The sequence below is a fragment of the Streptomyces sp. Tue6028 genome (genome assembly GCF_002300165.1).
In the GTDB taxonomy this organism is placed as follows: domain Bacteria; phylum Actinomycetota; class Actinomycetes; order Streptomycetales; family Streptomycetaceae; genus Streptomyces; species Streptomyces siamensis.
Genome location: NZ_MLCE01000003.1, coordinates 132,915 through 153,519, shown reverse-complemented (window position 1 = coordinate 153,519; position 20,605 = coordinate 132,915). Strand labels below are relative to the sequence as shown.

17 protein-coding genes and 1 pseudogene are annotated in these 20,605 nt (G+C 72.6%); 7 read left to right on the top strand and 11 right to left on the bottom strand.

From position 1 onward, the window contains the following. Window positions 1-136: 136 nt before the first annotated feature. The 4 genes and pseudogenes from BKI49_RS36265 to BKI49_RS02600 form a co-directional block, all read right to left on the bottom strand. Window positions 137-226, bottom strand: a pseudogene (locus BKI49_RS36265) (DUF1345 domain-containing protein); the annotation flags it as partial. Between the two features lie 144 nt (window positions 227-370). Then, the gene (locus BKI49_RS02610) at window positions 371-904 is read right to left on the bottom strand and encodes a hypothetical protein (protein WP_257004586.1); all 534 of its coding nucleotides are present in this window, start codon (window positions 902-904) and stop codon (window positions 371-373) included. Between the two features lie 154 nt (window positions 905-1,058). Then, window positions 1,059-2,636: a GMC family oxidoreductase gene (locus BKI49_RS02605; RefSeq protein ID WP_095932532.1), complete on the bottom strand. Its 1,578-nt coding sequence runs from the start codon at window positions 2,634-2,636 to the stop codon at window positions 1,059-1,061. A gap of 28 nt (window positions 2,637-2,664) precedes the next feature. Continuing rightward, window positions 2,665-3,108, bottom strand: a complete 444-nt coding sequence (locus tag BKI49_RS02600) for an alpha/beta fold hydrolase (RefSeq protein WP_179332302.1) — start codon at window positions 3,106-3,108, stop codon at window positions 2,665-2,667. Between the two features lie 430 nt (window positions 3,109-3,538). Between BKI49_RS02600 and BKI49_RS02595 the strand changes: the two genes are divergently transcribed. Beyond that, window positions 3,539-5,188, top strand: a complete 1,650-nt coding sequence (locus tag BKI49_RS02595; protein ID WP_095932531.1) for a sigma-70 family RNA polymerase sigma factor — start codon at window positions 3,539-3,541, stop codon at window positions 5,186-5,188. Window positions 5,189-5,261: 73 nt separating this feature from the next. Here the strand turns inward: BKI49_RS02595 and BKI49_RS02590 are convergent, their stop codons facing one another. The 7 genes from BKI49_RS02590 to BKI49_RS02560 all read right to left on the bottom strand — a co-directional run bounded on the left by BKI49_RS02590 (window position 5,262) and on the right by BKI49_RS02560 (window position 13,463). After that, complete coding sequence (locus BKI49_RS02590) at window positions 5,262-6,683, bottom strand: aminobutyraldehyde dehydrogenase (RefSeq protein ID WP_095932530.1); 1,422 nt, start codon at window positions 6,681-6,683, stop codon at window positions 5,262-5,264. Further along, window positions 6,676-7,995, bottom strand: a complete 1,320-nt coding sequence (locus tag BKI49_RS02585) for a flavin monoamine oxidase family protein (protein WP_095932529.1) — start codon at window positions 7,993-7,995, stop codon at window positions 6,676-6,678. Before BKI49_RS02585 ends, BKI49_RS02590 begins: the two co-directional genes overlap by 8 nt. A 44-nt stretch (window positions 7,996-8,039) precedes the next feature. Continuing rightward, complete coding sequence (locus BKI49_RS02580; protein WP_095932528.1) at window positions 8,040-9,110, bottom strand: ABC transporter ATP-binding protein; 1,071 nt, start codon at window positions 9,108-9,110, stop codon at window positions 8,040-8,042. A gap of 4 nt (window positions 9,111-9,114) precedes the next feature. Beyond that, on the bottom strand, window positions 9,115-9,996 hold the full coding sequence (locus BKI49_RS02575) for an ABC transporter permease (protein ID WP_095932527.1): 882 nt from the start codon (window positions 9,994-9,996) through the stop codon (window positions 9,115-9,117). Further along, window positions 9,993-10,892: an ABC transporter permease gene (locus BKI49_RS02570; protein ID WP_095932526.1), complete on the bottom strand. Its 900-nt coding sequence runs from the start codon at window positions 10,890-10,892 to the stop codon at window positions 9,993-9,995. Before BKI49_RS02570 ends, BKI49_RS02575 begins: the two co-directional genes overlap by 4 nt. 1 nt (window position 10,893) lies before the next feature. Continuing rightward, window positions 10,894-12,018, bottom strand: a complete 1,125-nt coding sequence (locus BKI49_RS02565) for a polyamine ABC transporter substrate-binding protein (protein WP_095932525.1) — start codon at window positions 12,016-12,018, stop codon at window positions 10,894-10,896. A gap of 188 nt (window positions 12,019-12,206) precedes the next feature. Beyond that, window positions 12,207-13,463 (bottom strand): aromatic ring-hydroxylating oxygenase subunit alpha, encoded by a 1,257-nt coding sequence (locus BKI49_RS02560; RefSeq protein WP_095932524.1) that lies wholly within the window; start codon window positions 13,461-13,463, stop codon window positions 12,207-12,209. Window positions 13,464-13,985: 522 nt separating this feature from the next. Between BKI49_RS02560 and BKI49_RS02555 the strand changes: the two genes are divergently transcribed. The 6 genes from BKI49_RS02555 to BKI49_RS02530 all read left to right on the top strand — a co-directional run bounded on the left by BKI49_RS02555 (window position 13,986) and on the right by BKI49_RS02530 (window position 20,572). Continuing rightward, window positions 13,986-14,393 carry a hypothetical protein gene (locus BKI49_RS02555; RefSeq protein ID WP_095932523.1) on the top strand — a complete coding sequence of 136 codons (408 nt, stop codon included), beginning with the start codon at window positions 13,986-13,988 and terminating at the stop codon, window positions 14,391-14,393. Beyond that, window positions 14,390-15,796, top strand: coding sequence for an NADH-ubiquinone oxidoreductase-F iron-sulfur binding region domain-containing protein (locus tag BKI49_RS02550; protein WP_095932522.1), 1,407 nt, complete (start codon window positions 14,390-14,392; stop codon window positions 15,794-15,796). Before BKI49_RS02555 ends, BKI49_RS02550 begins: the two co-directional genes overlap by 4 nt. Window positions 15,797-15,868: 72 nt before the next feature. After that, entirely contained in the window at window positions 15,869-16,060 is a 192-nt protein-coding gene (locus tag BKI49_RS02545; protein ID WP_095932521.1) for a ferredoxin, read from the top strand. A gap of 1 nt (window position 16,061) precedes the next feature. Next, window positions 16,062-18,116, top strand: a complete 2,055-nt coding sequence (locus BKI49_RS02540; protein WP_095932520.1) for an acetate--CoA ligase family protein — start codon at window positions 16,062-16,064, stop codon at window positions 18,114-18,116. 58 nt (window positions 18,117-18,174) lie between these two features. Next, the gene (locus BKI49_RS02535; protein WP_095932519.1) at window positions 18,175-19,347 is read left to right on the top strand and encodes an acyl-CoA dehydrogenase family protein; all 1,173 of its coding nucleotides are present in this window, start codon (window positions 18,175-18,177) and stop codon (window positions 19,345-19,347) included. Between the two features lie 52 nt (window positions 19,348-19,399). Further along, window positions 19,400-20,572, top strand: coding sequence for an acyl-CoA dehydrogenase family protein (locus BKI49_RS02530; RefSeq protein WP_095932518.1), 1,173 nt, complete (start codon window positions 19,400-19,402; stop codon window positions 20,570-20,572). The last annotated feature ends 33 nt before the right edge of the window (window positions 20,573-20,605 follow it).

Sequence of the window (20,605 nt, the reverse complement as noted above, 5' to 3'; positions counted from 1 at the left end):
AGGCGCGGTCCGCCACGACCGGCTCGACGTGCCGGAGCAGTCCCCGTCGGGGCCGCCGCCGAAACGTCACCCCCGAAGTCAACCACCACCCAGGGCGGACGACGGAGTCGCCACCGTCACCGTGTCGAACCCTCCCGAGGTGTCCGGGGAGCCACACCACCGCCACCCGCAAGGCGGCCGTCGCGATGAAGATCGACACTCCCGGCCCCGGCGCGGTGCCGGACACATCGGAACGCCCTGCGTGCCGCTGACGGCCGCCGTCGGAATTCACGACTGTCCCAACGGCGGCGTCCTCCGCACTGACCACGCCGGTGGCCCGGGCACCGAGGACACCGTGTCCCCCGCGGATGCGCGGGGGACACGACCCCGGTCAGCCGCGCAGCGCGGACGCGAAGATCGCGGGCAGGGCGGACCAGCCGGGGGCCGCGGCGAAGCCGGTGAGGAGACGGCCCGTGGTGGCGGCAGCGCGATTGCCGACGAACCATGGTGGCTTCGGGGACATGGCCATCTCCCCGTGCAGGATCGACCGGGGCGCGGGACGGAACGGCCCGCGTACGACGGTGCGTTCCGGTCCGTCGAGCAGGAGCGCGTTGTGCACGACGCCGATGCCGCTCTGCACGTCGTCGAGGGTGTGGCCGGGGAAGGCACCCCAGGTCGCGGTCGCGGTCAGGTAGCCGACTCCGGTCCAGGCGTTCAACGCCACTGTGCCGTACCGGAGTTCGGCGACCGCCTCGTCCAGTGCGGGTCCGAGTGCGGCCATGGTGCGCGGGTGCGCGACCAGGTTCACGCCGAGCGTGCCGGTGAATTTCTCGTTCGCGGCGCGGACCGCCTCGTCGAGGAACGTCCGGGGGCCGCTGAGCAGTTCGAGGGCGGCGAGGACCGGGCGAGGGCCGCACGCACCCACGCCTCCGCCTGCTCACCGGTGGCCGCGTGCACCTCTTCCAGCAGTTCGCGACGGCTGGCCAGGTCGCAGGCCGCCCAAGCGGCCTCGCCGCGGGCCAGGTCGTCGACGGCCCGGTCGATCGCCCCTGCCTGGTCGGTCGCCGGCGGGGACGTCGTCATCGTCGGGCTCCCGCTGCGCCGTTGTCCGCCTTGATGAGGTCGGCCGCCTTCTCCGCGGCCATGATCGTCGGGGCGTTGGTGTTGCCCCGTGGCACCGTCGGGAACACCGAGGCGTCGACGACCCGCAGACCGGCCATGTCGAACACCCGCAGTTCGGGGTCGACCACCGAGCCGATGGCACAGGTCGACGTCGGGTGGTACAGCGTCTGCCCGGACCGCCTCGCCCACGCGAGGATGTCCGCGTCGGAATCGGAGTCCGGCCTGTCCCCGTACGGTCCGGTCGCGATGTCGGCCACCGCCCGCTGCGCCGCGATCTCCAGGGCGATCCGGACCCCGGCGACGATGCAGTCCCGGTCCGCTGCCGTCGTCAGGTAGTTGTGCACGATCCGGGGCGCGGCGTCCGGGCGGGGCGAGCGCAGGGTCACCGCGCCGCGGCTGGTCGGGGCGACCACACAGGGGCCGAAGGCGAAACCGTGCTCGGTGGCCGCGCCGAGCCCCTCCTGGTGGAAGAGCACGGGCGCGGCGTGGAACTGCACGTCGGGAGCGGCAAGGCCGTCCCGGCTGCGGAAGAAGCCGCCGGCCTCGCCGATGTTGGAGGTCAGCGGGCCGCGGCCCTCGCTCTGCAGCAGCGCGGTGTTCGCGGCGCTCGCCGCGCCGATCAGCGACTCGACGTCGGTTCGGAAGTTCAGCAGTGTCATGTAGTGGTCCTGCAGACCCTCGCCGACCGGCAGATCGCGTACGACGTCGATGCCGAAGGCGGACAGGGTGGCCGCCGGTCCGATCCCGGACAGCATCAGCAGCTTCGGCGACTCGTAGGCGCCCGCGGACAGGACCACCTCACGCTCGGCGCGGACGATCTCGACGGTGTCGCCCCGCTCCAGCTCCACGCCGGTCGCCCGGCCGTCCTCGATCACGACACGGTGGGCATGGGCCGAGGAGAGCACGGTGAGGTTCGGCCGTTCGAGGGCCGGGTGGAGATAGGCCACGGCGGTGCTGCAGCGCAGGCCCCCGCGCTGCGTCACCTGGTAGCGCCCGACCCCGAACTGCGACTCGCCGTTGAAGTCGTCGTTCGCCTTGTGCCCCGCCTGCTCGGCGGCCCGCACGAAGGCCGAGGAGAGCGGGTGCCCGGACCTGCCGTCGCTCACCGTCAGCGGCCCGCCCACGCCGTGGAACTCGTCCTCGCCGCGCTGGTTGTCCTCGGAGCGCCGGAAGTACGGCAGCACGTCGGCGTAACCCCAGCCCGTGGCCCCGGCCGCGGCCCAGCCGTCGTAGTCGGCGCGATTTCCGCGTATGTAGATCATCGCGTTCATCGAGCTGGAACCGCCGAACATCCTGCCCCGGGGCAGGTAGGCCCGCCTGCCGCCGATCCCGGGTTCCGGGTCGGAGTCGAGGTCCCAGTCGAGGCCGGACTTGAACAATTGAGGGAAGGCGGCGGGCACATGGATCTCCTGCGCGGTGTCGGGGTCGCCCGCCTCGATCACCGCCACCCGGACGTCGGGGTCCTCCGACAGACGTGCGGCCAGGACGCAGCCCGCGGATCCGGCGCCGACGATGACGTAGTCGTACGTGTTCATGCCCATCTCCTCGACGGAAAAGGTGGTTTCAGGGGTGAAGAGGTGCGGTCGGCCCCGCCTCGGGCGCGGAGCCCGGTGCCGTCCGTCCCCGGTGGTGACGGGGGGAACGCGGGCAAGTGAGGACGCTCAGCAGGAAGTTGGCCTGATCGGCAAGCACCCGCTGCTGCCACGGCCACGCGTAGACGCCGAGATGGTCGACGGGGTACTCGCGCAGCTGGGCCCACGGACCTGCCTTCCGAGCCGTCCGGCGCGCCGCGCCGGCAGGCGCGACGCGGTCGTTCGTGCCGACCTGCACCAGGATCGGGCATGCCAGGCGTCCCGCGAAGGTGGTGGGCCGGTTCAGGCCAGCCTTCAGAGCCGCGCGTGCGGGGACCTCGTTGCGGAAGGTGGGCCCGGCGAACGGCGTGCAGATCTCCAAGGCGTCGGGGAGGCTCATCATCGCCGGCGACTCCGGCTCCCCGACAACCGCCATGTGGTGCGGCGCTCGTGCACTGAGGGCGCGAGCCGCGTCACGCAGCCCGTGTCCCGCCAGCCGGCACAGTCGGCCGAACCCGGCACGGGGCCCGGAGCTCGCGACGACCCGGGGGACGGGCCCGCGGCGGCTCGGACGAGGGGCGGAACTCCCGGTGGCCGGTGGCCGCCGCACCGTTGCTCGCCCCGCAGAGCCGGGAGGGCGTCCTTTATCCGCCAAGTCGTAGAAATTCGTCCATCTTTGAGCGCCCGACCGGGACCGGCATTCTCGTCCGCGGAGTGCGCCGATGTGACGTCCTCCATTGCGATTGCCCGCCCGTGCGGACAACCTCTCGGGAAACGAGTGACCGAATAACTGTTATCCGGGGCTCGCCGAGCGGTCTCCCATGTGTCGGACAGCATCGTTCGGAGTCGAGGACGGGGAAGTTTTGATGAGCACACAGCGCACGGCGGCGTCGACGGCACTGGTGACCGCCGCGCGGGAAGGCGACCCGGAAGCCCAGGACGCCTTGGTCAGCGCGTACCTCCCGCTGGTCTACAACATCGTGGGGCGGGCGCTGAACGGCTCGGTCGACGTCGACGACGTGGTGCAGGAGACCATGCTCCGCGCTCTCGACGCGCTCGAGGACCTGCGCACCCCCGAGAGCTTCCGTTCCTGGCTCGTGGCGATCGCGATGAATCAGGTCCGGGCGCACTGGCAGGACCGGCAGGTCGCGCCGGACGCCGTGGAGGACACCAAGGACTTCGCCGACCCGGGCGCCGACTTCGTGGATCTGACGATGGTGCGGCTCCAGCTGTCCGGCCAGCGGCAGGAGACGGCGCGTGCGACACGCTGGCTGGAGCCCGACGACCGCGGACTCCTGTCGCTGTGGTGGCTGGAGTGCGCCGGCGAACTGACCCGCAACGAGGTGGCCGCGGCGCTGGAGCTGTCACCTCAGCACGCGGCGGTCCGCGTTCAGCGGATGAAGGCGCAACTGGAGGCCGCGCGCGTGGTGGTGCGCGCACTCGACGCCCAGCCGCCGTGCGAGGAACTGCGGGGCGAGTTGGCCTCCTGGGACGGCCGGCCCTCGGCCCTGTGGCGCAAGCGAATAGCCCGGCACGCCCGCGGCTGCGTGTACTGCTCCGGACTGTGGAGCGGGCTGATGCCCGCCGAGGGGCTGCTCGCCGGCCTGGCGCTGGTGGCGGCCTCGCCCGCGCTGCTGGAGGGAGTGCGCGCCGCCTGCCGGGAGTTGGAGCCGGTCGGCTCGGCCTCCTCGCTCGGCGCGTCCGGCGGCCACGCCGGGCCGGGTGCCGGGGCGCGCCACCGCGCCGGACGCGGCCGGGGAACCTCCCGCAGCGAGGCCCGTCGGCAGCGGCGTGTCCGGCGCCGGGCCGTCGGCGGAGCGGTGGTGGCTGTCTGCGTCGCGGGCGGTGGTCTCTGGTACTTCGGCACGGACCCGGGGAACGGCGGCGGCTCCGACGAGGCGACCGCCGTGCAGCCCGACGACCAGCACGTGGTGGACCTCTCCGCGTCCGGTCCCGCCGACAGTTCACCGTCGGCCTCCCCGTCGCCGTCCGTATCCGCGTCAGTGTCCGCGTCGAAGAAGCCCAGCCCTTCCAAGACCCCGACCCACGCCAAGGAGAGCGTGTCGACCTCCCGGCAGACGGCGCGGCCGACTCCGACTCCTTCCAGGACGATCGAGGCGCAGTCGGCGCCGACGAACACCGTCACGCAGGTGGTCGCGCTGGTGAACAAGGAACGTGCGGCCGCCGGTTGCGGGCCTCTCACGGAGGACCCGCAACTGGAGGACGCCGCGCAGGCCCACTCCGACGACATGGCGGCCCGCAACTTCTTCGAGCACACCAACCCGGACGGTGCCGACCCCGGCCGGCGCATCACCGCCGCCGGTTACCGCTGGTCCACGTACGGCGAGAACATCGCGCAGGGGCAGCAGACCCCCGAGGCGGTGATGGAGTCCTGGATGAACAGCCCCGGCCACCGCGCCAACATCCTCAACTGCTCGTTCAAGAACATCGGCGTGGGTGTCCACAGGGGGTCCGGCGGCCCGTGGTGGACGCAGGACTTCGGCGCCAAGCTCTGAGAGGACGGGCGCCGCGGGGACGGGCGCCGCGGGGACGGGCGCCGCGGGGACGGGCGCCGCGTGGGCGGCGCCGTCACAGCATGACGTGCTTGACCTGCGTGTAGTCGAGCAGTCCGGTGAGGGAGAGGTCGCTGCCGTGGCCGGAGTGGCGTACACCGCCGTGCGGCATCTCCGACACCGTCGTGCCGTGGGTGTTGACCCAGACGATGCCGGTGTGGAGCGCCCGGCTCGCCCGCATGGCCCGGTCGTGGTCGCGCGTCCAGACGCTCGCGGCGAGGCCCTGGGGCACGTCGTTCGCCCTCCGGAATGCTTCCGCCTCGTCGGCGAAGGGCTGGACGGTGACGACCGGGCCGAACACCTCGCTCTGCACGATCTCGTCCCGCTGACGTGCCCCGGCGATCACCGTGGCCTGGTGGAAGTAGCCGGGCCGGTCCAGGGCGGCGCCGCCGGTGACGATCTCCGCATGGTCCGGCAGTCGGGCCAACAGCCCTTGCACAGACGTGAGTTGAGCTGCGTTGGCGAGCGGCCCGAAATCGGCGTCCTCCTCGTCCGGGGCCCCGGGCCGCAGCCGTGCGGCACGGGCTGCGAACGCCTCCAAGAAGGCGTCGTGGACGCCGCGGTGGACCAGGATCCTGGTCGCCGCCGTGCAGTCCTGCCCCGCGTTGTAGAAGGCGAGCGAGGACAACTGCTCGACGGCGTCGCCGAGATCGGCGTCCTCGTGGATCAGCACCGGCGCGTTGCCGCCCAGTTCCAGGTGGAGCCGCTTGAGGTCGGCGGCCGCGGCCGCGGCGATCTCCCGGCCCGCGCGCACACTGCCCGTGACGGCCACCAGCCGGACCTCGGGGTGGGCGACGAGGGACCGTCCGGTGTCGCGGTCGCCGCACACCACGTTGAGCACCCCGGGCGGCAGGTGCTCGGCGGCCAGCCCGGCGAGGAGCGTGGCGGACGACGGCGTGGTGTCGGACGGTTTGAGGACGACGGTGTTGCCGGCGGCGAGCGCGGGCGCGATCTTCCACACGGCCATCATCAGCGGGTAGTTCCACGGCGTGATCTGGGCGCACACGCCGATCGGCTCGCGCCGCAGCACCGACGTACGGCCCGGTGTGTACTCGGTTGCCGCGGCGCCCGGCAGGTTCCGCGCCGCTCCGGCGAAGTACCGCAACACATCCACGATCGCGGGCAGTTCGTCCGCCAGGAACAGGGCCCGCGGCTTGCCCGTGTCGGTCACCTCGGCGTGCGCCACCACGTCCGCGTGCCGCTCCAGGGCGTCGGCGATGCGCAGCAGCGCTGTCTGCCGTTGTCCCGGAGTCGTGGCCGACCAGCCGGGCAGCGCGTCCCGGGCCGCCCGGCACGCCGCGTCGACGTCCTCGGGGCCGGAGAGCGGGGCGGTGCCGTGGGGGAGTCCGGTGGCCGGATCGACCAGGCGGAGCGTCGCGCCGGAGGCGGCCGGTACGTCCTTGCCGGCCACGTGGTTGAGGCGGTCGGTGTCAGCCACGGCGCAGTGCCTCCTCGGCGGCGGCGCGGCCGGTGCGGACGGCGCCCTCCATGTATCCGGCGACCCACTGGTCGGAGCCGCAGACGTAGAACGGCGGTTCGTGCGTTCCGTGGAGCGGACCGACCGCCATGACCTCGCCCGGCGGCCACTGGGTGACGTAGCCCTGGGTCCACGGGTCGGTGCCCCACAGCCGCAGATGGCAGGCGGCCGGCCGCAGCGCCTCGTCGCCGAACATGACGGCCATCTCGGCGAGCAGCTCGGGAGTGCGCAGATGCGGCGGGGTGCCGAGCAGGACGCCGTAGCGCTCGGGCGGGATCAGGGCCGACAGGACGCCTTCGTTCTGCGGCCAGGTGCTGCCCAGTACGCCCTCCGACTCGGAGAGGCCGTTCAGACCGGCGGCGTGCCAGAAGGGACGATCGTAGACGGCCGCGAACTTGGCGGCCGTCGCGTGGCGTTGCCGGTGCAGGGAGGCGAGGCGGGCCTCGCTCACACCGCTGACGGCCACGTCCCGCAGCGGTCCCACGGGCAGGGCGCTCACCACGGCCGCCGCGGTGAGGACCTCGCCGGTGACCAGGCGCACGGAGCAGCTGCCGGGGCGTATGTCCAGGGCGGCGACGGGGGAGCCGAGCCGGATGCGCGGCCCCAGTTCGCGGGCCATGACCTCGGCGAGCGTCGCCGATCCCTCCGCGAGGCGCAGTCCCTCCCAGTCGTCGTAGTCGTAGTCGCCCGTGCCGGAGCCGGGTACCGCCGCGCTCTTGCGCAGTGCGGCCAGCAGCGAGATCCGCTCGTAGGAGCCACCGGCCAGGGCGAGTTGGCCGATGTCCCACAGACGGACGACCGCCGGTGTGGCCTGCCGGGAACGCAGCCAGCCGGCCACGGACAGCCGGTCCAGGGCGGCGGCGTCCGGATGCGACCAGGGGTCGTCAGGATCCACGCCGGCGGCCAGGGCGGTGAACTCCGCGCCGAGCCGCTCGTGCAGTGCCGCGTCGCCGGGACCGAACCAGTGCGGCGGATCACCGGCCGAGCGGCCCTCCGGCGTGGCCCGGGTGATACGGCCGGGCTCGGCGACATAGCTGGGGACCAGTTCGAGGCCCAGTTCCTTGGCCAGGTGAAGGTAGGCGGTGTGCCCGTGGCCCACCACTTCGCCGCCCAGTTGGACGGTGCGGCCGTCGGGCGTACGGGTCTGCTCGACCCGGCCGCCGACGCGGTCCCGCGCCTCCAGGACGAGTACGTCGGTGCCGGCGGCGGCCAGGTCGCGGGCGGCGGCGAGCCCGGCAAGACCGGCGCCGAGCACGATCACGTCGTGATGCATCAGCTTCGCTTTCCTCGGTGCGGCGGATTCGGGGCGCGGCGGGTTCAGGCCAGCACGAGACAGTGCTCGGGCCGCCAGCCGAACTCCACCGACTCGCCACCGCTCCAGCGGTCCTCCATGCGCGCGCGGGCCGTGTTCTGCTCCAGCACCGACAGCGTGACGCCCGGGGCGAGTTCGATCAGATAGGTGGTGGTCGGGCCGCTGTAGACGGTGTCGCGGAGCACCCCGCGCAGCTTCGACATGCCCGGCTCGAAGTCGGACAGCCAGATCTTCTCGGGGCGCACGGACACGCTGACCGCGGAGCCGTCGGCGATGTCGCTGCGGGGACCGACCGCGAGGGCGGGCCCCTGATCGAGGGCGACCTCACCGCCGCGGTAGGTGCCGGTCATCAGGTTGGAGGTGCCCATGAAGGACGCGACGAAGCGGGTGGCGGGGTGCTCGTAGATGTCCTCGGGGGTGCCGCACTGCTCGATGCGGCCCTTGTTCATCACCGCGATCCGGTCGGACATGGTCAGCGCCTCGTCCTGGTCGTGGGTGACGAAGACGAAGGTGATGCCGACCTCTCGCTGGATCTGCTTCAGCTCCACCTGCATCTGCCGGCGCAGCTTCAGGTCGAGGGCGGCGAGCGGCTCGTCGAGGAGGAGGACGGCCGGACGATTGACGAGCGCGCGGGCGAGGGCGACGCGCTGGCGCTGGCCGCCGGACAGCGTACGGGGCTTGCGGTCGGCCAGCCCGTCGAGCTGGACCAGCTCCAGCATCTCGCCGACGCGCCGGCGGATCTCCGCCTTGGCCACGCCCTTGCGCTTGAGGCCGAAGGCGACGTTGTCGGTGATGCTCAGGTGGTCGAACAGCGCGTAGCTCTGGAAGACGGTGTTGACGTTGCGCTTGTTCGGCGGCAGCGCGGTGACGTCCTCGCCGGCGAGCAGCACCGAGCCCTCGGTGGGGTCGCTGAACCCGCCGATCATGCGCAGCGAGGTGGTCTTGCCGCAGCCGGAGGGGCCGAGCAGGGAGAAGAAGTGGCCGGCCTCGATGTCGAGGTCCAGGTGGTGGACGGCGTAGGAGTCGGCGAACTGCTTGGAGACGCCTTCGAGCCGGACGGCGGGGGTCGCGTCCATGGGGTCACTCTCCGGAGAGGATGTCGAGGCCGCCGCGGCGGCCGAAGAGGCGCGGGATGAACAGGGCCAGGGCGATCAGGCAGATGGATCCCGCGAGCATCAGCGTGCCGACCGCGTTGATCGTGGGCTGCACCCCGAAGCGGATGGCCGAGTAGATCCGCACCGACAGCGGCTGGGGGTCGACGCCGGTGGTGAAGTAGGCGAGGACGAAGTCGTCGAAGACGAGCGCGAAGATCAGCACGGCGGAGGCGAGCACGGCGGGCAACAGGGCCGGCAGGGTGACCAGGCGGACCGCCTGCCAGCGGGTGGCGCCGAGGTCCATCGCGGCCTCCTCCACCTCCGGGTTCAGTGCGGCGACCCGGGAGCGCAGGATGACGGTGACGTAGGAGATCGAGAAGGTGATCTCGGCGAGCATCACCGTGCCGGTGGACAGGGCCACGCCCAGCCCCTTGAACAGCAGCATCGACGCGACGCCCGTGACGATCTCCGGGGTGATCAACGGGACCAGCATGATCAGTCCCGCCAGCGAGCCGAGCCGGGTGCGGCAGCGGACCAGTCCGAGCGCGAGCGCCACTCCGAGGAGGACCGAACCGGCCATCGCCACCAGGGAGATCCGCAGACTGGTGCCCAAGGACGCGATGAGGACGTCGTCGTGGGCGAAGGTGCGGTACCAGCGCAGGCTGAATCCGCCGAACACGGTCAGGGACTTCTTGGAGTTGAAGGAGAACAGGGCCACCACGGCGATGGGCAGGTAGAGCAGGAGGAAGAAGAGGGCGGTGACCGCGATGAGGACGCGGGGCCGGCGGTCGGCACGTCCGCGCCGGGCGCGGGTTCGGGCGGCCGGGCGGGTCGGCGCTTTGGCGGAGGGCAGTTTGAGCAGGGTCATCGGCGGGCCTCCGCCTCGTCCTTGCGGGTGCGCCGCAGGTAGCCGAGCATCCCGATCAGCAGGACCAGCATCAGCAGCATGGTGAGCGCGGATCCGAGGGGCCAGTTCTGGCCCTGGAAGAACTTGTCCTGGATGAGGTTGCCGATCATGATCTGGTCCGGTCCTCCCATGAGCTGTGCGCTGACGAAGTCGCCCATGGCGGGCAGGAAGACCAGCACGAGTCCGGCCGCCGCGCCCTGCCGGGTCGCGGGCAGGGTGACGAAGAAGAACGTCCGGACGGGGCCGCCGTAGAGGTCGCGGCCGGCCTCGATGAGGGAGACGTCCAGCCGTTCCAGCGCCGCGTACAAGGGGATGATCATGAAGACGACGAAGCCGTAGACGAGTCCCGCGACCACGCCGACGCCGGTGTTGAGGATCTTGGTGTCGCCGTCGGCCAGTCCCACCGCGCGCAGCGCCCGCAAGAGGGGACCGTCGTCCGACAGGACGACCGACCAGCCGTACATCCGGACCAGATAGTTGGCGAAGAAGGGCACCACGATCGCGGCGATCAGCGCGTGCTTGTAGCGACCGCCGTGCAGGGCGATGGTGTACGCCACCGGGTAGGCGATCAGCAGGCAGACCGCACAGGTCAGCAGGGCGTAGCCGAGGGAGCGTGCCAGGACCTCGGTGTAGGCGGGGTCGGCGAGGGCGCGTACGCCGGCCAGGTCGAAGCCGAAGCGCGGGTTGCCGAGATCGTCGGTGGTGCCGACCGCGAGGACGGCGACGAGCACCAGCGAGGCGATCAGGAATCCGGTCATCCACAGGGTGCCGGGCAGCATGAACCAGGTCCACATGCGGGTGCCGGTGGCGTCCGGGCCGCGGCGGCGGGAGCGCGAGGAGGGGCGCAGCAGTGCCATGTCAGCCCGCCTTCACATGGGTCCAGGCGGTGTCGCGGGCGTCCTCCGCCGCGCGGCCGCCGTTGCGGAAGAACAGGTCCGCCTTCAGGTCCTCCTCGGTGACGAGGCACTCGGGGAAGGGTTTGACCAGGTCGGCGTAGACCTTCTCGGAGCCGGCCACCGGCATCGGATAGCCGATGTACTCGATGTTCTTCTTCACGTTCTCCGGCCGGAGCATGTAGTCGATGAAGAGCATCGCGGTGCCCGGGTGGGGGGCGTTCCAGGGGATGGCGTAGCAGTCGGAGTTGATCGGCGTGCCCTCCTTGGGGGCCTCGAAGCCGAACACGGAGGGGTCCTTGGCCTGGTTGAGCATGGCGGCCATGTCGCCGCTCCACGCCTGCGTCATGACGGCGTTGCCGTTGAGGAGGTTGTTGTAGCTGTCGCTGGAGAAACCGCGCAGTCGCGGGCGCAGGGTGCCGAGCAGCGAGGTGATGCGGTCGAGGTCGCCGGTGTCTCCGGTGCTGACGTCCAGGCCGAGGGCGAGGGCGCCCATGCCGAGGACCTCGTCGCGGTCGTCCAGCAGGAAGACCTTGCCCCTGGCGCGGTCGTTCCACAGATCCTTCCAGGATCCGCTCAGGTCGCCGATCCGGTCGCGGCGCCAGCCGATGCCGGTCTTGTACGCGGTGAAGGGGACGGTGTGCGCGGAGCCGGGGTCGTACCAGGGGTCGGTGAAGTAGGCGTGCGCGCCGAAGACGGCGTGCGCGTTGGTGAGCTGGGAGTGGTCGATGCGGCGCAGTCTGCCGCCGCGGACCAGGCGCTGGGCCCATTTGGCGGTCGGGAAGACGATGTCGTAGCGGTTGCCGGCGTTGAGCTTGGCGACCATGCCTTCCATCGAGTCGAAGTTCGACTGGACGACCCTGACGCCGTACTCCTTCTCGAAGCCCTTGAACACGGACGGGTCGACGAAGTCGGCCCAGTTGAAGTAGACGAGATCGCCGTCGACGCGCGCCTGGACCGGCGCGAGCTCCTTTGCGTCGGGCTTCTTCGCGGGCATGAACCCGCAGCCGCCGACCGCGGCGCCCAGCAGACCGCAGGCGCCTGCCCGCAGGAGGGCGCGCCGGGTCGGTGGGGGTACCTCGGGGGACATGGAACGTCCTCTCCGTCGAGGAACGGCACAACTCCAGGGCGGGACCGGCTGGTCGGCTCACGGAGGCCCTGACTCCGTAGTGAAGACCGGTCTGGGGAGGGTGCGAGGGTGTCAGCTCACGCGCGGTAAGCCCGACGGGGGGAGTACGGCGTACCGGTGGCGCGGCGCGGCGGCCGTACGGCGGGGCGTCACCGGCCGTCTCCGTGCGGGGCGTGCCCGTCGCGTCCGGCGCGGGGCGGGGTCGGGCCGTTGCGGTCGCGTCCGCCCGGGGGCGCGATGTGGCCCTCCAGGTCGTCCCTGACCCGGCGGGCGAACCACCCGACGGCGGCCTCGCGCTGTGACAGCGGCCCCGGCTCGAACCCGGGCGTGCGCAGTCCGGCCTGCACCCGCTCGACCAGCTCGGCGTCCTCGTCGTTGGTGACCCAGCCGATGTGGATGTTCAGCCGCCGGGCCAGCCTGGTGCGGACGCTCTCCCCGTGCCGGGTGTAGAAGGCACCGGGAATCGCCGCCCGGTCCTGGGCGGTGGGCAGGGCGGTCCACGCGAGCACGTGGTCAGGGTAGAAGTCGATGAGCGTGTTGGGGTAGATCACGGCGTAGCGCCAGACGCGCCGGTCGTCCTCGGAGAGGCCCGGCATGGGGGTCGCGAGGCGCTGGTAGAGCCGCTCCGTCCAGTTCGAGGACGGCTTGTCGCGCAGCGGCGACTCGAACAGGACGTAGTTCTCCTGGACGTCCACCGTGTACGCCTGGTAGTCGAGCAGACGCATCAGCGCGGGGTGGGCCACGGGGACGTGATAGCCCTCCAGGTAGTTGTCGACGATCACCTTCCAGTTGGCGTTCTGCTCCTCGCCGTGCGCCACGTCGTGGATGCGGTGCTTGCCGACGGGCACGAGGCCGTCCCCAGCGTAGCGGCCGACGGCCTCGGCGAGCCCGGCGCAGGTCTCGGCGAGCGGGGTCGCCTCCATGTCGAGATTGACGAAGACGAACCCGAGGAAGGACTCCACGTTGACCGGGTGCAGTCCGAGCCGGGGCTTGTCCAGGCAGGGGATCCGCCGTGCTTCGGGGGCGCCGACGAGCCGGCCGTCCAGTTTGTAGGTCCAGCCGTGGTACGGGCAGCGGATCGCCTTGCCCGACGGCTCGGGAGCGGTGACCAGGCGGGTCCCGCGATGCCGGCACACGTTCAGGTGGGCGGCGAGGCCGCCGTCCTCGGTGCGTACGACCAGCACCTCCCGGCCGGCCGCGGTGGCGGTGAGCCGTGCGCCGGGGCCGGGGAGGTCGGATTCGTGGCAGACGAGCTGCCAGGACCTGGCGAAGATGTGCTCGGTCTCGGCCTCGGCGACGGCCGGGTCGGTGTAGTAGCGCGCGGACAGCGCTTCCCCGGGATGCTCGGGGGGCGGCTCCGCGGGGGCAGGGGAGACGGTGGCTGCCCGTGTGGTCGAGGGGTGCATGAAGTCCTCCTCCGCGCCGCGACGGCGGCGATGGGCGGTGAGGCCGTGCCCGGAAGAGGCGGCAGGTGAAGATCCGGACGAGTTCGTCCTGGAAGCTTCCGGACCTGCCGCGATCCGGCTGACTAATTGGTTAGTCAGAGTGGGACCGCCGGGGAGCGAAGTCAAGACTTGTGGGCTGACTAATTAGTTAGTTAGTGTCGTGGCAGGCGGATGGCCCAGGCCCGCAGACGGCTCCCGGGCACATTCCGCAAGCAAGCGGACCACCGTCCGCATCACACCGGGCGTCCGTGTCGGACACCCCGGTCCCCGGACGACGCACGGCTCGGGCCGCGCGCCACCCAGGTCCGGCCGTGCGGCTCGCACCGGCCCGGACACCCTCGGTCCACGCCGTGCCCGGCCCCGGCCAGGCACCCCGCACCGCTCTCCGCCCCTCTCGTCACGGCGCCGGAGCACCCCCGTCCACGCCATCGCCGCGCCACCCGTCTCCGGACCCCCGGAAACGGCGCGACCCCGGAGGCACGCATGAGCGCTCGCCGAAGTCTCGTATGGCTCGGCCTCACGCCGGAACCCGAACAGGAGCTGCCCGCCGCGGTGGCCGCCCTGCGCGCCCCGGCGGACGGCCGCCCGCGGTCGGCCCTGGTCACCGCCGAGCGGCACCGAGTCGAACGGCTGGTGCTGCGCGGCACACAGCGCGGCTGGCTGCGCTACCTCGCAGAAGTCGCCGACCTGGTCGTCGAGGCGGCGACGGAACCCGCCGGCGCCGACCCACGGCCCGCGCTGGTGGCCGGCGAGGTCGTCCTCGACCACCACCGCATGCTGATCGGCCTGCCCGGGGCCGGCTATGCCCGCACCGCCCCGCAACGGCGGGATCTGGAAGAGGCGCTGGCGCGACTCCGGTCCCGACACTCCGAGCCCAGGAGCACCGCATGACCGGCGTCCTCTCCCTCCTCCCCGACGGACGGCACGGCCTCCTCGGGGCCCCGCTGCCCGGTGCCGGGCTGCCCGGTGTCGTCGAGTCGTCCGACTCCGTCGCTCCCTCCGGCGGCGAGGACCTCGCGCGGTACCTCGCCGAGGGCGGATACGCGCCGCTGCCCGGCGCCGGGCAGCCCGGTGTCCGCGCGCCGTCCGACCCCGTCGCTCCCTCCGGCGGCGAGGACCTTGCCCGGTACCTCGCCGAGGGCGGATACGCGCCGCTGCCGGTGCCCGGCCTGCTCCTGGACCGGATCGCCGCCGCGGGACTCCGCGGCCGGGGCGGAGCCGGGTTCCCCGCCGCCGTCAAGCTCCGTGCCGTACGCGACGCGCCGGGCCGTCCCGTCGTCGTCGCCAACGGCGAGGAGGGCGAGCCGGGCTCGGTCAAGGACCGCTGGCTGCTGCGGCACCGCCCGCACCTGGTCCTGGACGGCCTCAGACTGGCCGCCGCCATGACCGGCGCGGGACGCGGCTGCGTCTACCTCTCCGACGCCGGCGCCGAGCAGGCCGTGCGCCGCGCACTGGCCGAGCGCCCCTGCGACCCGCCCGTCGACGTCGTACGCACCGAGCACACCTACGTCGCGGGCGAGGAGACCGCGGTCGTCCGGCGCATCGACGGCGGCCCGGCCCTGCCCACGGCCAAACCCCCGCGCCCCTTCGAGAGCGGTGTCGGCGGTGCACCCACCCTCGTCGCCAACGTCGAGACGCTCGCCCGCGTCGCACTGATGCACGCACGTCCCGAGTCCGCGGACGCCGTCGCCGGCACCCATCTGGTGACCCTCTCCGGCACCCGGAGCCGTACGGGCGCCGACGCGGCCGCACTCGTCGAGGTGCCCGCCGGCACCCACCTGAAGGTCCTCGCCGACCTGTGCGGCCACGGCAGGGCCGAAGCGGTCCTGCTGGGCGGTCTGTTCGGAGGGCTGCACGGCGCCGGCTGGACGGACCTTCCGCTCGACCACGACCGACTCCGGGCCGCCGGGGGAGCGCTCGGCTGCGGAGCGCTGCACTTCCTGCACCCCGAGGACTGCCCGGTCGCCGCCGCCCACGAGGCCGCCGCCCACCTCGCGGCCCAGAGCGCCCGGCAGTGCGGGGTGTGCGTCTCCGGCACCGGTGCGCTGGCCGGCGCCCTCGCGGCCGTCGCGCGCGGCGAGGCGGACCACGACACCACCGACAGGCTGCGCCGCTGGTCGGAGCAACTGCCCGGGCGTGGCGCCTGCGGTCTGCTCGACGCCGCCGCCCGCATCGCCGGCTCCCTCCTCACTCACTTCTCCGACCGCGTCGACGCCCACCGGGGGACGGTCTGCCCGCCGTGCTGGGCGACGTCGAACGGCGAGGGGCACCGGTTCACGGTCCCGGTGCCCTGACCTACCCCCAGCCTCCCCACCCCACCCCACCCCGCCAGCCGCCCGAACCCGGCGCACCGAAAGGACCGCACCATGAAACTCCTGCTGGACTCCACCCGCTGCCAGGGCTACGGCCTCTGTCAGGAACCCGCGCCCGAGCTGATCGACCTCGACGAGTGGGGCTACGCGCAGCTCCGCGTCGGCGACGTCCCGCCGGGCGACGAGGAAGCCGCCGTGGCCGCGGTCGCCGCCTGCCCCAACTCCGCGCTGCGGCTGGTGAAGTGACATGGGACGTGACCTGTCGGCCCTCTTCGACCCCGTCTCCGTCGCCGTCGTCGGAGCCAGCGACGACCCGGCCAAGTACGGCCATGCCATCGCCGCCCAGGCCATCCGCGCGAACGGCCGCCGCCCCGTCCACCTGGTGAACCGCCGCGGCGGCACCGTGCTCGGCCGCACCGCCGCGCCCAGCCTGAGCGCGATCGGCGAACCCGTCGACCTGGCGGTGGTCTCCGTGCCCGCCGCCGGCTTCGAGGACGCCGTCGACGAGGCCCTGCGCTGCGGGGCCCGGGCGATCGTCGCGATCACCGCCGGCTTCGCCGAGACCGGAGAGGCCGGGCGGACCCGGCAACTCGCCGTCGCCGAGCGGGTCCGTGCCGCGGGAGCCGTGATGGTCGGCCCCAACTGCCTGGGAATCGCCGACAACACCACCGACCTCTTCCTCGCCTCCGACACCTTCACGCCCGGCGGCGTCGCTCTCCTCAGCCAGAGCGGCAACCTCGCCCTCGAACTCCAGCTCCGCTTCCGCCCGCACGGCCTCGGCTTCTCCCGGTTCGTCTCGTTGGGCAACCAGGCCGACGTCACCCTCGTCGACCTGCTCGCCGACTGCGCCCGGCACGAGGGCACCCGCGCCATCGCCGTCTACGCCGAGGACTTCGCCGACGGACGCGCCTTCGCCGAGGCCGCCGCCGACGCCGGCAAACCCGTGGTGCTGCTCACCGCCGGACGCGGCGACGCCTCCGCCCGCAGCGCCCAGTCGCACACCGGTGCGCTCACCACCTCCGCCGACGTGGTGACCGCCGCGTGCCGCGACGCCGGTGTCGAACTGGTCGCCACCCCCCGTGAACTCACAGTCGCCCTCGCCGCGTTGACCGGCGCGCGCCGGCCGGCCGGCCGCCGGGTCGCCGTGCTCACGGACGGCGGCGGCCACGGTGTCGTCGCCGCCGACGCCGTCGAGGCGACCGGCTTCACCGTGCCCGAACTCACCGGGCCGACACGGCAGCACCTGCGCGAGGTCCTGTGGGAACAGTCGGCCGTCGCCAACCCGGTGGACCTCGCCGGGATGGGCGAGCAGGACCCGGCCTCGTACGCGCGGACCGTCGCCGCGCTGCTTGCCGCCGAGGAGGTCGACGCCGTCCTGATGACCGGCTACTTCGGCGGGTACGCGGCCGCCGACGGCGGACTCGGCGGGGGTGGTCTGGTGCTCGCGGAGGGGGAGCGGGAGGCCGCTCGTCTCATCGCCGACCACCACCGCGCCACCGCGAAACCGCTCGTGGTCCAGTCGATGTACCCGGACTCACCCAGCTGCCGCACCCTCGCCGCGGCCGGCATACCGGTCTTCGCCGCCACCGAGGACGCCGCGCGCGCCCTCGCCGCCACGGCACCCGGCCCCCTGCGCACCGGCGTCACACCCCTTCCCCCGGCCGCGGCCCCCCTGCGCGACAGCGGCTACATGGGCACCCGCAGAGCACTCGAAGAAGCCGGACTCGCCTTCCCGGCCGCGCGCGAGATCCACGACGAGACCGAACTGCTCGCCGCGGCCGCCGAGTTCCCCGGACCCTACGTCCTCAAGGCCCTCCATCTGCTCCACAAGTCCGACGCGGGCGGTGTGGCACTAGGGCTCGCCGGACCCGACGAACTGCTCGCCGCTTTCCGCGAGATGCACGCCCGGCTCGGCGCCCCCGCCTACTCCGTGGAGGCCATGGCGGACCTCACCGACGGCATCGAACTGATCGTCGGCGTCAACCGGGACCCGCGATTCGGCCCGGTCGCCATGGTGGGCCTCGGCGGAGTGCTCGCCGAGGCACTGCACGACGTTGCCTTCACGCTGGCACCCGTCTCCGCCGACCGTGCCCTGAGTCTCCTGCGCGGACTGCGCACCGCCGCCCTGCTCGACGGCGTACGCGGCCGCCCGCCCGTCGACGTCGCCGCCGCGGCGGCGGCCGTCGAGGCGATCACCGCGTTCGCCGCCGCCCACCCCGAGATCGCCGAGATCGAGGTCAACCCGCTGCTCGTGAGCCCGCACGGCGCCCTCGCCCTCGACTCCAGGGCCGTCCTCGCCTGACCACCGCCGAAGCCCTGCCCCGAGTCCCGCCCGCCGTCCCCCGACCCAAGAGGCCCCCATGGACATGCGCTACACCCCCGAACAGGCCGACCTGAAGCGCCGCGCCGCCGACTACGCACGGCTGCTCATGCGGTACGAGGACCAGTCCGAACAGGCCGGCGGCCCGCTGCCGCAGGCACTCGTCACCGAACTGACCCGCGCCGCCATGGACGCGGGCGTCTACGCCATCAACATGCCCGCCGAGTGGGGCGGCGCAGGACTCAGCCTCCTCGACCAGGTCGTCGTCGAGGAGGAGTTCGGCAAGGTCACCAACTGCCTGTGGGACATCCCCTGGCGGCCCGCCAACGTCCTGGCGTACGGCGACGAGCGGCAGCGCGAGAAGTACCTGCTCCCGGTGATCCGCGCGGAGAAGTTCGACGCGTTCGCCGTCACCGAGCCGGGCGCGGGCTCGGACCCGTCCTCCGGCACCTCCACGGCCACCCGCACCGACGGCGGCTGGCTGCTCAACGGGGAGAAGTGGTTCGTCACCTGCGGCGACATCGCCGACTTCCTGCTGGTGCAGGCGGACGCGGGACCCGAGCGGCTGCCCACGCTCTTCTTCGTGGACCGGGCCGCGCCGGGCGTGGAGATGACCCGCGTGCCGCACTTCATGCACTCCGCGGTCAACGGGCACCCCGAATTCACCTTCACCGACGTCTTCGTGGCCGACGAGGACGTGCTCGGCGGCGTCGGCAACGGCTACGAACTGACCAAGGAATGGTTCACCGACGAACGCCTGATGATCGCGGCCCGCACTGTCGGCGCGGCCGAACGCGCCCTGCAACTCGCCCGGGACTGGGCCCTGGAGCGCGAGCAGTTCGGCGCCCCGATCGCCTCGTACCAGCTGATCCAGGGCATGCTCGCCGACTGCGCCGTCGACATCGCCGTCAACCGCGCCTACACCCACCAGGTCGCCTGGGAGGCCGACCAGCCGCACACCGACCGCAAGACTCTGCACGCCAAGGCCTCCACCGCCAAGCTCGCCGCCAGCGAGGCCGCCGGCCGGGTCGCCGACCGCTGCCTGCAGATCTTCGGCGGCCGCGGCTACGACCGCACCTACCCCGTCGAGCGCATGTACCGCGAGCTGCGCGTCGACCGGATCTGGGAGGGCACCTCCGAGATCCAGCGCCTCATCATCGCCAACGAGCTGATCAAGCGCGGCACCAGTGCCCTGGCCCTGCCCACGCACTGAAACCGCCCGCCCCGCGCCCCCGTACACCCGTCACCACACAGCAAGGACATCCATGGACTTCCGCCTCACCCCCCGCCAGGCGCAGCTCAAGGCCGACGCGCGCGCCCTCACCGACTTCATCGCCGACTACGAGATCCCGTGCGAGGAGGACAACGGCCTGCCCGCGAGCGCCCACGCCAAGATCCGCGACGCGGTCCTCGACGCCGGCCTCCAGGCCGTCAACATGCCGGCCGAGTGGGGCGGCGCCGGACTCACCATCGCCGAGCAGGTCACCGTGCAGGAGGAGCTCGGCCGGCTCACCGGCGCCCTGTGGGACATGGTGTGGCGGCCCGCCAACGCGCTCCGCTTCTGCACCCCGGAGCAGCGTGAGCGCTTCCTCGTCCCGGTGATCAAGGGCGAGCGGCGCGACTGCTACGCCGTCACCGAGCCCGGCGCGGGCTCGGACCCGCAGAACCTCGCCACCACCGCCACCAAGAACGACCACGGCTGGGTCCTGAACGGCGAGAAGTGGTTCGTGACCGTCGGCGACCACGCCGACTTCATGATCGTCCTCGCCGCGGCGGGCCCGGAGCGCGCTCCCACGCTGTTCCTCGTCGACAAGGACACCCCCGGCATCGAGATGACCCGCGTGCCGCGCTTCATGCACACCTTCGTCTACGAGCACCCCGAGTTCACCTTCACCGACGTGCAGGTCGACGAGGACGCGGTGCTCGGCGGCATCGGCGAGGGGTACGACATCACCCGCTCCTGGTTCACCGAGGAGCGTCTGATGATCGCGGCCCGCACCACCGGCGCGGCCGAACGGGCACTGGAGCTGTCCCGTGACTGGGCGGTGGAGCGCGAGCAGTTCGGGGCGCCGATCGCCTCGTACCAGCTGATCCAGGGCATGCTCGCGGACTGCGCCGTCGACATCGCCGTCAACCGCGCCTACACCCACCAGGTCGCCTGGGAGATCGACCAGGCCTCCGCCGAGGACCGCAAGACACTGCACGCCAAGGCGGCCATCGCCAAACTCTCCGCCAGCGAGGCCTCGGGCCGGGTGATCGACCGCTGCCTCCAGATCCACGGCGGCCGCGGCTACGACCGTACGTACGCCGTCGAGCGGCTCTACCGCGAGCTGCGCGTCGACCGGATCTGGGAGGGCACCTCCGAGATCCAGCGCCTCATCATCGCCAACGAGCTCGTCAAGCGCGGCACGGAGGTCCTGGACCTGCCCGTCGCATGACACGCCCGGGCCGGGGCCGCCCCGTGCCCCGGC

Excerpts from the sequence above, each read along its gene's own strand:
- BKI49_RS02605 (WP_095932532.1), bottom strand. The coding sequence starts at position 2,636 with ATGAACACGTACGACTACGTCATCGTCGGCGCCGGATCCGCGGGCTGC.
- BKI49_RS02600 (WP_179332302.1), bottom strand. The coding sequence starts at position 3,108 with ATGGCGGTTGTCGGGGAGCCGGAGTCGCCGGCGATGATGAGCCTCCCC.
- BKI49_RS02595 (WP_095932531.1), top strand. The coding sequence starts at position 3,539 with ATGAGCACACAGCGCACGGCGGCGTCGACGGCACTGGTGACCGCCGCG.
- BKI49_RS02585 (WP_095932529.1), bottom strand. The coding sequence starts at position 7,995 with ATGCATCACGACGTGATCGTGCTCGGCGCCGGTCTTGCCGGGCTCGCC.
- BKI49_RS02580 (WP_095932528.1), bottom strand. The coding sequence starts at position 9,110 with ATGGACGCGACCCCCGCCGTCCGGCTCGAAGGCGTCTCCAAGCAGTTC.
- BKI49_RS02575 (WP_095932527.1), bottom strand. The coding sequence starts at position 9,996 with ATGACCCTGCTCAAACTGCCCTCCGCCAAAGCGCCGACCCGCCCGGCC.
- BKI49_RS02570 (WP_095932526.1), bottom strand. The coding sequence starts at position 10,892 with ATGGCACTGCTGCGCCCCTCCTCGCGCTCCCGCCGCCGCGGCCCGGAC.
- BKI49_RS02565 (WP_095932525.1), bottom strand. The coding sequence starts at position 12,018 with ATGTCCCCCGAGGTACCCCCACCGACCCGGCGCGCCCTCCTGCGGGCA.
- BKI49_RS02560 (WP_095932524.1), bottom strand. The coding sequence starts at position 13,463 with ATGCACCCCTCGACCACACGGGCAGCCACCGTCTCCCCTGCCCCCGCG.
- BKI49_RS02555 (WP_095932523.1), top strand. The coding sequence starts at position 13,986 with ATGAGCGCTCGCCGAAGTCTCGTATGGCTCGGCCTCACGCCGGAACCC.
- BKI49_RS02550 (WP_095932522.1), top strand. The coding sequence starts at position 14,390 with ATGACCGGCGTCCTCTCCCTCCTCCCCGACGGACGGCACGGCCTCCTC.
- BKI49_RS02545 (WP_095932521.1), top strand. The coding sequence starts at position 15,869 with ATGAAACTCCTGCTGGACTCCACCCGCTGCCAGGGCTACGGCCTCTGT.
- BKI49_RS02540 (WP_095932520.1), top strand. The coding sequence starts at position 16,062 with ATGGGACGTGACCTGTCGGCCCTCTTCGACCCCGTCTCCGTCGCCGTC.
- BKI49_RS02535 (WP_095932519.1), top strand. The coding sequence starts at position 18,175 with ATGGACATGCGCTACACCCCCGAACAGGCCGACCTGAAGCGCCGCGCC.
- BKI49_RS02530 (WP_095932518.1), top strand. The coding sequence starts at position 19,400 with ATGGACTTCCGCCTCACCCCCCGCCAGGCGCAGCTCAAGGCCGACGCG.